Origin of the sequence: Enterobacter cloacae complex sp. 2022EL-00788, from assembly GCF_026627565.1 — a bacterium.
Taxonomy (GTDB): domain Bacteria; phylum Pseudomonadota; class Gammaproteobacteria; order Enterobacterales; family Enterobacteriaceae; genus Enterobacter; species Enterobacter pasteurii.
Window position 1 is genome coordinate 36,694 of record NZ_JAPNMC010000003.1, and the last position, 12,762, is coordinate 49,455.

Annotated in this window: 8 protein-coding genes and 2 pseudogenes; 9 read left to right on the top strand and 1 reads right to left on the bottom strand. The window is 50.2% G+C overall.

Features of this window, described 5'->3' with window-relative positions:
- Positions 1–8: 8 nt before the first annotated feature.
- The 9 genes and pseudogenes from OWK27_RS05020 (at position 9) to OWK27_RS05060 (ending at position 12,158) form a co-directional block, all read left to right on the top strand.
- Positions 9–1,352 (top strand): MFS transporter, encoded by a 1,344-nt coding sequence (locus OWK27_RS05020; RefSeq protein WP_242172164.1) that lies wholly within the window; start codon positions 9–11, stop codon positions 1,350–1,352.
- A 3-nt stretch (positions 1,353–1,355) separates the two neighbouring features.
- Complete coding sequence (locus tag OWK27_RS05025) at positions 1,356–2,654, top strand: ATP-grasp domain-containing protein (RefSeq protein WP_242172163.1); 1,299 nt, start codon at positions 1,356–1,358, stop codon at positions 2,652–2,654.
- 38 nt (positions 2,655–2,692) lie between these two features.
- Complete coding sequence (locus OWK27_RS05030; protein ID WP_242172162.1) at positions 2,693–3,895, top strand: sulfotransferase; 1,203 nt, start codon at positions 2,693–2,695, stop codon at positions 3,893–3,895.
- Positions 3,896–3,928: 33 nt separating this feature from the next.
- Positions 3,929–5,161, top strand: coding sequence for a cystathionine gamma-synthase family protein (locus OWK27_RS05035; protein WP_242172161.1), 1,233 nt, complete (start codon positions 3,929–3,931; stop codon positions 5,159–5,161).
- Between the two features lie 267 nt (positions 5,162–5,428).
- Positions 5,429–6,575, top strand: a pseudogene (locus OWK27_RS05040) (IS3 family transposase).
- A gap of 457 nt (positions 6,576–7,032) precedes the next feature.
- Positions 7,033–8,274 carry a YadA-like family protein gene (locus OWK27_RS05045; RefSeq protein ID WP_242172160.1) on the top strand — a complete coding sequence of 414 codons (1,242 nt, stop codon included), beginning with the start codon at positions 7,033–7,035 and terminating at the stop codon, positions 8,272–8,274.
- 273 nt (positions 8,275–8,547) lie between these two features.
- A complete protein-coding gene (locus OWK27_RS05050; protein ID WP_242172159.1) occupies positions 8,548–8,985 on the top strand; it encodes a hypothetical protein in 438 nt (145 codons plus the stop codon).
- Between the two features lie 311 nt (positions 8,986–9,296).
- Positions 9,297–10,673, top strand: coding sequence for a diaminobutyrate--2-oxoglutarate transaminase (locus tag OWK27_RS05055; protein WP_032623920.1), 1,377 nt, complete (start codon positions 9,297–9,299; stop codon positions 10,671–10,673).
- A gap of 18 nt (positions 10,674–10,691) precedes the next feature.
- Positions 10,692–12,158, top strand: a complete 1,467-nt coding sequence (locus tag OWK27_RS05060) for a pyridoxal phosphate-dependent decarboxylase family protein (protein ID WP_148418271.1) — start codon at positions 10,692–10,694, stop codon at positions 12,156–12,158.
- Between the two features lie 35 nt (positions 12,159–12,193).
- On the opposite strand, the pseudogene OWK27_RS05065 reads toward OWK27_RS05060, so the two are convergent.
- Positions 12,194–12,711 (bottom strand): annotated as a pseudogene (locus OWK27_RS05065) (protein disulfide oxidoreductase).
- Positions 12,712–12,762 lie beyond the last annotated feature (51 nt).

The window sequence follows — 12,762 nt, forward strand, 5'->3', positions numbered from 1 at the left end:
AAGTTACAATGCTGAAAGTCATAACTACTGCCCTGTATGTTCTTCTGTTCATACCTGTCTGGGCATGGCGTAAGTTCCTTGGGCACAGCCGATTTGAACGCTTGTTCCATAATCGTTCTAGCGCATGGGATCATCCGCTGACGCTTACCAAGGAGCATTCCGGTCGTGTGACGCGATCGATTTTTCTGAAAATCTGGACGGCAATTTTCCTTGCCTCCCTGTCAACGTTCTTCCTATTAATGGTTCTCGCCGCGCGCGTGTTTAATGACAGCGCGTCTCCTCTTGCGGCGAATATGGTCGTATTAACCCAGTGGTTACCTGCTGTGTTGGCTTTGCCGCTTATCCGGCGGGCGGGGGCAAGATTCTCACCCCGTAATCTGCTACGGACGTCAGAATTTGCCAGCGCGCTAATTGTTCCAGCCATTGCGTTCGTTTCCGGTTCTTATTACGTCATGATTTTTCTTCTTCTGTTGAAGGGTGGGTTAGACTCTCTGTCCAAGATGGCACGCGCGGTGGCTCTGAAAAATTACTTTTCTGGCCAAGCGTTGAATCAGGCGGCATCCTACTATAACACGGCAATGCTGGGGGGGGCCGGAGTCGGTGCCCTGCTGGGGGCACTATTGCTATCCGTGCTTCCGCTGGAAGCCATTTTGGGACTATGTATGATCTGTCACCTGGCCGCGGGTATTTTGTATACGCGCCTGCCAGCGCCACTAAACGACGTTAAAATACCAACAGCGAACGGGACATCGTTTCACACGCCCGTACGCGATCCTCGCCTACGCATGTCCATTATTTACTATGTCTCGACCGTTGCGCTCTATCAGGGGTATCAGAACGTCGCGCGTTCGGTCTATCCCACAGAACAGTTGGGCATGGATCCGTCCGGGATTGCTTTGATACAAACCATTGCGAGTTTTGCTTACATTCTGGGCGCAATTTTTGCTGCGCGACTGGATCTATCCGGCAACCGTTATACCGTTACTGCCCCTGTTTCGCATTTACTCACTCTGGCGCTGATGCTGCCGCTCCCCTTTATCACGTCCGCGGTCCCTGGTCTTGCCGTCTATGGCCTGTTTGCGCTGCTATTTGAGGTGGCATGGGCCGTCCATCAGCGCTACATAATTGTCGCCGCGCCACCTGAACAGCTTGGCAAAATTGTGGCCAATGCTAATGCGTTGGGATTGGGGGCAATGATTGTGGTTGCCCTACTCGGCAGTATCTTGGTTGAGCAACTTAACTTTGGCTCCGTCACGCTGAGCTTTATTGTCCTGGCGCTGATGATCCCCGTTTTAATCAATGTTTTTCTCGGCAAAAAACGCGTGTCCAGTGCCGTAGGTGAAGGAGAGTAAGTCATGCATATTGTTATCGTAGATTCTAACCGTATCGGGCTGCGTGCACTTCGTGCCGCTAAACGGGCGGGTCACTATGTCACGTTTATTGGTTCGCGTCGGCTGGAAGAACTTGTGGTTAATTTTGACAACCTTCGAGTCCCTGAACTGAGCGACAGGGTGGTAACCCTCGACACCGCGCAGGACGAAGCGACGCTGCTGGCGACGTTAAAAACCATTGATGATGAAAGAAAAATTGATGCGCTGTTTACCGTGATTGAAGTTAATGTGGCCTCGGTGGCCAAGTGCGCCAAGGCGTTAGGACTTCCGGGTATAGAACCAGAAGCAGTACATCTCTCTCAGGATAAGGCGCTTTGTCGTAAACAGATTGCAGAATGCGGTCTGGCCTCAGTTTCTTACGCTGTGGTTGAGAGTCTTGAAGCGGCACGAGAGGCGGCTCGGCACATTGGCTATCCAATGATTGCGAAGCCAAAGGTCGGTGCTGCGAGTCTTCGTGCGCTGAAGCTGGTGAATGACGATGATCTGGTGAGTTATTTTGCCAGCCTGCAAGTTGCGGTTGAAGGGCCGGAGGGCTACCTTGACGCAATGTCTGCTGAAACGTTGCTCGAACACTATGTGGAAGGGCCGCTGTTCTCGGTTGAAATTGCGGTTGCCGGGGGGGTAATACAGCCGCTGGTTCTGTCCTGGCGTAAACGCTGCACTGAAAATCCGGCTATTGAGCTGGGCACGGTTATCCCCGCGCCTGTGTCAGTGACGATCCGTGATGCTATGTTTGAGTACACAGCAGATGTCGTGCGCGCTTGTAAGCTAAACTTAGGCATTTTCCACATTGAACTGATTTACGGCCCAGAAGGCCCGGTTTTGGTGGAAATAAACCCGCGCATAATGGGTGGAAACATTCCGGCCGTGTTCAACCTGGCAACCGATATCGATCCTTATGAGCTCTTACTGGAGATTTTCCTGACGGGACGCATGCCAGCGATCTGCCAGGACATTACGCCGGTACGCGCGGCTGCGACCCGCAGCTTGGGGCCGAAGTATCCGGGACGGTTGGCTGACGATTTCACCAGCGAGACCTGGGATGCCGATTTTCGTCCACTCCTGTCTCATCTCTCTTATCACTATACCTCGGGGATGCAGGTGCCGGACATGAACAGTACCTGGTATCCCTGGCATTTCCAGTTGGTAAGCTCGTCAGCCGTAGAGGTCAGCTTGCTGACGGAATGGATCATTATGACTGCCGCAGACAAGACAGGGCTGGCGCTTCGTCGTTCAAGTGAAGACTACCTTTTACTCAAATAATGACCTATTTAGCTATCTACTCAATAAAGGAGAGGTGAATGTTAGTCGCGCTTTCGATTTTTGGTGTTATTGCTGTAATATATGTTAGTAGTCCATTTCCGCTTTGGCATTCGTATTTTATTATTTTTTATTCAAGTATCAAAAGCCAGGAAGTTTCGGGAAAAGAAAAACGTGCACTGGTAGGGTATTTGGTAAAAAGTTTCTTTTATTTGCCCCTTTCGGGTCTGCTTTATCGTCTGGATGACATCTTTGTTCGAGCTTACCGTAAGCAAGAAGTTATGGGTCCCTTATTTATTATAAGCCAGCCGCGAAGTGGAACCACTTTTTTGCTGCGCACCCTTGCGGAAGATGACAAAAATTTCTTCACTTTAAAGCATCTGGATTGGCGGGTACCAAGTATTATTGCGTGGCGCTTGTTTGATTTTCTGGGCATCCGTAAGCACCTCGAAAAGATTGACTACTGGCCCAATACTGAGCAGGGGCGTCTGGCCTCGAAAATGCATGTCCATACGCTAGGGTCCATTGAGGGGCACGGTGTTTTTCTTGAAGAAAATATGTACCACCATTATTTCACTTATCGTCGTTTTCCGTTTGCAAACGTGCTGCGCCGGATAGAGACCGTCGGCGCATTATCCTCCTTCGCAAAAAGGAAATTGGTGCATAGTCTGGCTGGGGTTGTACGTCGTGCCGCATACCATCGGGGCAACGGGCGAATGTGGTTAACAAAAGAAAATGAAAATGCGGATTTCTATCGCGAACTCTATTCTGCTTTTCCCAATGCTCGTTTCCTTTGCATTGGTCGGGAACCCAGTGGCTTTGTGAACTCATACATATCAGCGTCAGATGCCTCTATACGTGCGAAACATGATATTAATCCAAATACATTGACCGGTTATCATGAGGACAACCTTAATTTCCGTATCCGTCAGTGCCAGCAACAGATGATATTTTGCCAGGAACTAGAAGAGAAAGGAGCAATTACATATGTCGATTATTCTCAGCTGCTGGAAAACATTCCCTGTACTATGGAACGCGTATACGGAGAATTGGGAATCCCGATGACGGAAGCATTTCGTCAACGTCTGAATGAATTGCAAGAGATCCAGCGTAATCGTAAGCGTGGATATAACAACGTAAAAGAAATGGTAGTTGGTTTCGAAGATTATAGCGCTTTTCTTGAACGTTACCGTGTATCTCCTACATCTGATATGTCTCAACCTCTAACGTCAATGGAAGAGTGAGTCGCTAACTATTTTTTAAAAATGGGATTTTGTATGTCTAAGAATTCATTAACGACACGGATTGTGCATGCCGACCGTCATTTTGGCGTTGAGCACGGGGCGATCCGCAAGCCTATTCACACTGCCGTTCAGTATGACTTCGAACGGATAGAAGATTTGCTTGATGTTTTTCAGGGCAAGCTTAAAGGAGCTTTTAACTATTCGCGGACTGGAACGCCAACGACAGCAGCGCTTGAATCTAAAATGACTATGCTGGAAAACGGTATCGGGAGCGTTTGTTTCGCGACCGGTATGGGCGCCATTGCGGCGGTATTCCTAACGATGCTGCGTGCAGGCGATCATCTAGTGACTAGCCGCTACGTCTTTGCAGGAACCAACAGTCTACTTGATACCCTATCAGGATTAGGTGTTGGTGTCAGTAAAGTCGATTCCACCTGCATACAAGATGTAGCAGATGCGATCACGCCGAAAACAAGAATGGTCTTTCTTGAAACCATCGCGAACCCAGGTACAGAAGTTCCTGACTTGCAGGGCATTGGTAAGCTGTGCGAGAAACAAGGGATCTTGTTTGTCATAGATAATACGATCACCTCTCCGGTACTCTTTAGCCCTAAAAAAGTAGGTGCAGGGCTTGCTATCAACTCGTTAAGCAAAACACTGGGCGGTCACGGCGCAGCGCTGGGAGGCGCTGTAACGGATACAGGGTTATTCGACTGGCGTCAGTATCCTGCTATTTCAGAGAGCTATCGGAAAGGCGATAGTACGATGTGGGGGCTTAACCAGCTTCGTAAGAAAGCGCTTCGTGACATGGGTGCTTCGCTCTCGTCTGAACATGCGCATCAAATTGCCATCGGGATGGAAACGCTGGAGCTGAGAGTGGCACGTAGTAGCGCGACCGCACTGAAACTGGCGAAGTTTCTTGAAATGCATCCGAAAGTAAAAAATGTACTGTATCCTTTTTTACCCAGCCATCCTCAGCATGAGTACGCCCAGAATAATTTTTCGGCTGGTTCTTGGCTTCTATCGTTCGAGATAGCTGACATTGACGCGTTAATGCCCATGATGAATCGGCTGCGCATCGTATCCCGCGCTACGGGCATGGGGGATACTCGTACGCTTGCCATTCCTGTTGCTCCAACTGTTTTTTGGGAGTCAGGAGCAGAAGTGCGCAAGCTAATGAACATCCCGGATGGCTTGGTTCGTGTCTCTGTTGGACTGGAAGATGCCGAAGATTTGATATCTGATTTCAATCAGGCATTAGGGTAATCACGTACTATAGTGGCAGAGAGGGAGCCCCTGATAGGTCTTCAGAACTTTTGTAAACCAATCTTATACTGTTATACCTCTACCATAACGCCTCAATCCCAGGCTCAGCGCAATATGAGCGGAGAATGTCGAAATACATTCTTCGCCAATTTAAACAACGAAATTCCACATCGGTTAGACAAAACATACAAATCCGCGTCACCCAGAATCGCCACAGGTTTAACAGACACCTCAGAGTCATTCAAGATGACTTAAAGAGAAGTGCCCATGAGCGTTAAGCGTTATCCCGTAGAGTTTAAAATTGAAGCAGTCAAACAGGTTGTTGATCGCGGTCATTCTCTTTCCAGCGTTGCAACACGTCTCGATATCACCACTCGCAGCCTTTACGCCTGGATAACGAAGTACGGTCCGGATTCTTCCACTCATAAAGAACAGTCAGATGCTCAGGCCTAGCTCCGCCATCTCCAGAAAGAGCTGAAGCGGGTTACCGACGAACGGGACATATTAAAAAAGCCGCGGCGTACTTCGCAAAGCAGTGCGACTGAGGTACGCCTTTATCCGTGACAACACCAGTTGCTGGCCTGTTCGCCTGCTCTGTCGGGTGCTGGATGTTCATCCAAGTGGCTTTTACGCCTGGCTTCAGCAGCCGCATTCACAACGCCATCAGACAGACCTGAGACTGACAGGAGAGATTAAACAGTTCTGGCTGGAATCCGGTTGCGTCTATGGTTATCGCAAGATCCATCTGGATCTGCGGGATACCTGGCAACTGTACGGAGTCAACAGAGTCTGGCGACTGATGAAACGTGCCGGGATAAAGGCTCAGGTCGGATACCGGAGCACGCGGGCACGTAAAGGCGAGGCCTGTATCGTGTCGCCCAACAGGCTCCAGCGGCAGTTCAATCCGGATGCTCCGGATGAGCGTTGGGTAACGGACATCACCTACATCAGGACCCACGAAGGCTGGCTGTATCTTGCCGTGGTTGTTGATCTGTTCTCACGCGAAATTATCGGCTGGTCAATGCAATCCCGGATGACAAAGGACATTGTCCTGAACGCATTGCTGATGGCTGTATGGCGGCGTAATCCCCAAAAACAGGTGCTGGTTCACTCTGATCAGGGTAGTCAGTACACAAGCCATGAGTGGCAGTCGTTCCTGAAATCACACGGCCTGGAAGGGAGTATGAGCCGTCGCGGTAACTGTCACGATAACGCGGTTGCAGAAAGCTTTTTCCTGTGACTGAAACGCGAGCGGATAAAGAAAAAGATCTACGGAACGTGGGAAGAAGCCCGCAGCGATATTTTTGATTACATCGAAATGTTTTATAACAGTAAGCGTCGGCATGGTTCGAGCAATCAGATGTCACCGGCAGAATATGAAAACCAGTACTATCAACGGCTCGGAAGTGTCTAGATTATTCGTGGCTATTCACACCCCGAGTCAAATTACTTATAAAAGAATCAGTTATGCATTAAAAACTAATGCTTTTTTAGTGTAACCGGGAGCGTAGTTCTGGCGCAAGGGTTTTCGATTTATTATTACCCACTCCTTCGAGAGAGAAAACCTAAACAAAACGACACCGTAAAAGATGATAATAAATCTCACTTTAGCAAAGTTAGGTAATCTAATCTTTTATTAAGTTGTTGCCTTTAAGCCGTGCTCTTTAATGTTTACTTTCAGCTTGCGAATTTTTAATTTTCATTCGAAATAGTATTTATAAAAACACTAAAAACACCACCTCTAACTGCATCGTAATAAGTGTAAAAGGTGATCTGCATCAACACTTGCAAGACTAAACTATTTATAGTTTAGCTCCGTTATCACTTATTTAATCTTTAATTTTAAATTCTTCTGCCGCGAGTCTTTTTAAATGAAATCTCTTTATAAATCAGCGATTGCTATTGCTGTTTTTGGTGCTCTTTTCGTTAATACTGTTAATGCTGGTGATGTTTACATTCAAGACGTTAGCGGCTTAGGTACACAAGGCGTCTTCATTCACCTGCAAGGGCAAGATGAAAGCGTTAAAAGCTACGATCTGGATCAGATTGATGCTAACACCGCTGCTATCAACGTTAATACAAACACTATTAATACTGTTCAGGGAGTTACCATTGATAACGCAGATAAAATATCTGCTTTACGTGGCGATCTCACTGCTGAGGCTAATGAACGTATTAGTAACAATGCAGCACAAGATAAAACCATCAATGCTAATACTACTGCTATTGATGGTGTAAATGCTGATTTGCAAACATCTAAACAAGCGCTTTCTGATAAAGCGCAGGTTGCCCAAGATACAGCTAATAATGCTCTTACCGCTGCTGATAGTGTAGGAAAGAAACTCACCACTGTAAGTAATGCTATTCAGGGTGAGATTACCCAGGAAGCAGACACCCGTTTAGTTGCCGATCGCCAACTTAACGATCGAATCAGCACTGAAAAACAAGCAAGAATTGATTCTGACAAACTGATTTCGGCTACTAACGATAATCAGGATGTTGTTCTTGATAATCATGAAACCCGCATTCAAAAGCTTGAAAGTCAGCCTGTTCCTAAAGATGGTGTTGATGGTAAAGACGGCGCTAAGGGCGACAAAGGCGATACAGGAGCAACCGGAGCGAAAGGCGACACCGGCGCACAGGGCCTCGCGGGAATAAACGGTCGTGACGGCGTAAATGGCCATAACGGCAAAGATGGCGTGACAACCACCGTTACGCAAAAACAAGTCGACACGGCAACCCAGGCTAAGGTCGCTAAAAATAGCCTGGCGGTTAACGCAGCAACGCAGGAGCTGCAAGCGACCAGGCAGACCTTGCAGGCAATGAATAACGCCACCAGCCAGCAATTTAAATCCCTGCGTGAAGAAGTGGACAATAATAAGAAACAGGCAAATGCCGGTATTTCGGGCGCGATGGCGATGGCGGGTTTACCACAGGTGCAAACTAACCAGCGCGTGATGTTTTCAGCAGGCGGTGCGACCTATAACGGCGAAAGCGCCCTTGCCGTCGGCGCGTCGGTAAACTTTTCTTCCCACGTCATCGGTAAAATGAGCTTCTCTGATGATACCGCGAATAACATGGGGGCATCGGTTGGGATAGGTTTGGGCTTTTAAAACTTCGCCCTTTTAATGGGCATTAATTGATAGCAACGCGCATGTATAAATATATTTTTATTTCCGCAGCCCTGTACCTGATGCTGATTTCCGTTGGGATCTGGATCGGCATAATGTACGTCTCATATTATTTATGTCGTTATTAAGGCGATAAATGAAAAAGTTAATGATGATAATCATGCTTGTGGGATATGTCTCGCCCGAGCAACGCAGATGCAGCCCGAGCGGCAGACGCTGGCCAAAAACACTATCACCACAGCTAAGGTTTATTTTATGAAAACGAAATTAACGCCGATCGTATTACTGTTCTCCGTTGTCGTAATGCCCGCGCACGCCATTAGCGCACATTATCGTGCCCAGTTGGAACGTTCGGGATGCACGCAAATTAGCGCTACCGACGGTTCTTGCGATATCAGCAAAACGAAAGCGGAAAACGCGGTACAAGGCGATCGAACGACAGCGGTTCACGATCCCCTGCGGGAAGCCTCATTAACCTCAAACACGGTTAGCGCCACGGTTTCAAACGGCTTTTTTAACGCTACGGTTAACGGTAAAAAAGCCAGCGTAAAACGCCTGAATGCGCATTTCTACGAGATTCATGGCGATGGTGTTGTGATATCGCTTAGCCTTGATGAAAACGGTATTACGGACGCGTCGTGGAATAAAACGAAGGGACGCGATCGCGGTATTTTGCAGGTCATGCAGAAATAAAGCGCGTAAGGAGGCGGTCAGCCTCCTTTTTATCCGTCAATCGCACGATTTGTCACACTCTTTTCTCTGATTTTACAATGCTGACAAACCACACGTAACTCATTGTTTTTATTTGTCATAAACCGCAATTTTCCGCCTGTAAACGTGGATATTGCCCCCCCTGTGCTCTGTGTCACAAAACAGTAAACAAATTAACCATTGAGCCCGGTGACAAAAGGCTCTATATTGGCGGCGTTTTTTTCAGGCCCCATCTGTTTTTTAACTTTTTATTCAATCGTTGCTCATAACGAAGCGGCGGTTGTAGGAGTGATATGATGACGGATAAAGTCCGTATTGACACCGTAGATGCCCACAAAAGCAACGAAACCTATCTGGCCCGTCAGGCCGAGTTTGAATCTAACGTCAGGAGTTATCCTCGCAAGCTGCCTTTAGCCATCACTAAAGCAGAAGGCGTGTGGATCACCGATGCAGATAATAAAGAGTACCTTGACTGTTTAGCAGGCGCAGGCACCCTTGCGCTTGGTCACAATCATCCTGATGTGCTGAAAAGCATCCAAAATGTCATTACCAGCGGCTTGCCGTTACATACCCTGGATCTGACCACGCCTCTTAAAGACGCGTTCTCAGAATACCTGCTCTCTCTGCTGCCTGGTCAGGGCAAAGAGTACTGCCTGCAATTCACCGGCCCATCCGGTGCTGACGCTGTAGAAGCGGCGCTGAAGCTGGCTAAAAAAGTGACCGGTCGTAGCGGTATCATCAGCTTCTCTGGTGGTTACCACGGTATGACCCACGGCGCACTGTCCGTTACCGGCAACCTGTCTCCGAAAGAAGCGGTAGACGGCATGATGCCTGAAGTTCAGTTCATGCCTTATCCGCACGAGTACCGCTGCCCGCTGGGTATCGGTGGTGAAGCGGGCGTGAAAGCGCTGACCTACTACTTCGACAACCTGATTAACGACGTTGAAAGCGGCGTGCGTAAACCTGCGGCGGTGATCCTTGAAGCCGTTCAGGGTGAAGGCGGCGTGAACCCGGCTCCGGCCGAGTGGCTGCAACGCATCCGTAAAGTGACTCAGGAACACGGCATTCTGCTGATCCTCGACGAAGTTCAGGCTGGCTTTGCCCGTACCGGTAAATTCTTCGCCTTCGAACACGCGGGCATCGAGCCAGACATCATCGTGATGTCTAAAGCCGTTGGCGGCGGTCTGCCGCTGGCCGTGCTTGGTATCAAAAAGCAGTTCGATGCATGGGCGCCAGGCCACCACACCGGCACCTTCCGCGGTAACCAGCTGGCAATGGCAACCGGTCTGACCACGCTTAAAATCCTGAAAGACCAGAACATCGCTGGCAAAGTGGCTGCACAGGGCGAATGGCTGAAGGGCCAGCTGAAAGAGATGGCGAAACGTTATCCGGTAATCGGCCACGTTCGCGGTCTGGGCATGATGATCGGTATCGAGATCGTTAAGCCGCATGAAGCCGCTGACCACATGGGCTGCTTCCCGGGCGACGGCGAACTGTCTGCGCTGATCCAGAAGAAGTGCTTCGAAGCCGGTCTGATTCTGGAGCGCGGCGGTCGTAACGGTATCGTTCTGCGTCTGCTGCCTTCCCTGCTGATCAGTGATGATGAGCTGAAGGTGTTCCTGGATAAATTTGAGCAGGCGCTGCTTGCTGCGGGCGTTCGCCCGGCGTAACCGGAGTGGTTGATTACGATGTCTGATTCAAACCCAATTTTGTTCTCCTCTGCGCAGAGCATTGAAGCTTACCAGCAGGCGATTGAACAAAGCACTCAGGCTGTGATGCAGTGGCTGAAGCAGCCTGAGATGTACCAGGGCAAAACGGTCGCGGAGCTGCGCGACCGTATTAAGCTGGATTTCAACCCGAAAGGGCTGGGCAACGAAGCGGCGATTGAACGCGCCGTGGAGTTTTTCCTGAAAGACAGCTTGTCCGTTCATCACCCGCAGTGCGTGGCGCACCTGCACTGCCCGAGCCTGGTGGTAAGCCAGGCAGCGGAAGTGCTGATTAACGCCACCAACCAGAGTATGGACTCCTGGGATCAAAGCCCGTCCGCAACCATCATTGAAATCAAGCTGATTGAATGGCTGCGTACCCGCGTGGGTTATCAGGCTGGCGACGCAGGTGTCTTCACCAGCGGCGGTACCCAGAGCAACCTGATGGGCCTGATGCTGGCGCGTGACGCGTTCTTCGCGCGTCAGGGCCACTCTGTCCAGCAGGATGGTCTGACCGGCGATCTGCGTAAGATCCGCGTGCTGTGCTCCGAAAACGCGCATTTCTCCGTGCAGAAAAACATGGCGCTGATGGGTCTGGGCTATCAGTCCGTGGTGCAGGTGAAAACTGACGAATTTTCCCGTATGGATCTCAACGATCTGGCGGCGAAAATTGAGCAGTGCAACGCGAACGGTGAACAGATCCTGGCTATCGTGGCCACTGCAGGCACGACCGACGCGGGCGCAATCGATCCGCTGCGTGCCATTGCCGAGCTGGCTGCGAAACAGAATATCTGGGTACACGTTGATGCGGCCTGGGGCGGCGCGCTGCTGATGTCCGAGCAGTATCGTCACTACCTGGACGGCATCGAGCTGGTGGACTCCGTGACGCTGGACTTCCACAAGCAGTTCTTCCAGACCATCAGCTGCGGTGCCTTCCTGCTGAAAGAAGCACGTCACTATGAGCTGATGCGCTATCAGGCGGCTTACCTGAACTCTGAGTTTGATGAAGAAGCGGGCGTGCCTAACCTGGTGTCCAAATCTCTGCAAACCACGCGCCGTTTCGACGCGCTGAAGCTGTGGATGAGCCTGGAAGCGCTGGGTCAGGAACAGTATGCGGCGATCATCGATCACGGCGTGACGCTGGCGCAGCAGGTTGCGGCCTACGTGAAAGAGCAGCCTGCTCTGGAACTGGTTATGCAGCCACAGCTGGCAAGCGTTCTGTTCCGCTTCCGTCCGCAGGCGCAGATGGATGACGCCGGTATTGCCCTGCTGAACCAGAAGATTGGCGATGCGCTGCTGGAATCAGGCCGCGCAAACGTCGGTGTTACCGAACATAACGGTATCACCTGCCTGAAGCTGACCCTGCTGAACCCAACCGTGACGCTGGAGGACATTAAAGTTCTGCTGTCTCTGGTTGAGCGTACCGCTCAGGAAGTTATGGCGAAATAACCCAAACCCCTCTCCCGCCGGGAGAGGGGCTATTTTTATAACCCTGCCCACCACATCCTGACTTTTAATCCCCAGTAGCTTGTCCAGCCCGTTGTTGTGCTAACGACATTGCCTTTAGAGACCAGCACCAGCGTCGGCGTTACGCTAACCTGCCATTGCTTTGACAGCGCACCGTTTTCGTCATTAATCACCGGCATTTTCAGCTGTTTCTTTTCGGCCCAGCGCGCAAGCTTAGCGTCATCACCAGAGCGCATGGCAATACTCACCACGTTACCGCCCTCTTCTGCCAGCCTAACGACCGCAGGCGTGGTATAACGGCAGATGCTGCACCAGGTCGCCCAGACGTAAATCAGCAGCGGCCGATCCTGTGACTGAGTGCAGCAATGTCATGTACTGAACCATAAACGTCCTGCATCGGAGTAGCGCTAAACGTGGCGGGTAATAACGGCTTGCGGTACTGATCCACACTCCAGATCACGGCCAGCGCCAGCAGTACGAGTATGATCCCTTCCCGCGCCCAGCGGCGCAGTTGGCTGAATTTGCGGTTTTCCATTATGACCTCGTGATTTAACGAAGGTCACCTTAGCGAGCTGCGCGCCGTTTC

Bases quoted from the DNA above. Each gene is read 5' to 3' on its own strand.
- OWK27_RS05020 (WP_242172164.1), top strand. From the start codon at position 9: ATGCTGAAAGTCATAACTACTGCCCTGTATGTTCTTCTGTTCATACCT.
- OWK27_RS05025 (WP_242172163.1), top strand. From the start codon at position 1,356: ATGCATATTGTTATCGTAGATTCTAACCGTATCGGGCTGCGTGCACTT.
- OWK27_RS05030 (WP_242172162.1), top strand. From the start codon at position 2,693: ATGTTAGTCGCGCTTTCGATTTTTGGTGTTATTGCTGTAATATATGTT.
- OWK27_RS05035 (WP_242172161.1), top strand. From the start codon at position 3,929: ATGTCTAAGAATTCATTAACGACACGGATTGTGCATGCCGACCGTCAT.
- OWK27_RS05045 (WP_242172160.1), top strand. From the start codon at position 7,033: ATGAAATCTCTTTATAAATCAGCGATTGCTATTGCTGTTTTTGGTGCT.
- OWK27_RS05050 (WP_242172159.1), top strand. From the start codon at position 8,548: ATGAAAACGAAATTAACGCCGATCGTATTACTGTTCTCCGTTGTCGTA.
- OWK27_RS05055 (WP_032623920.1), top strand. From the start codon at position 9,297: ATGATGACGGATAAAGTCCGTATTGACACCGTAGATGCCCACAAAAGC.
- OWK27_RS05060 (WP_148418271.1), top strand. From the start codon at position 10,692: ATGTCTGATTCAAACCCAATTTTGTTCTCCTCTGCGCAGAGCATTGAA.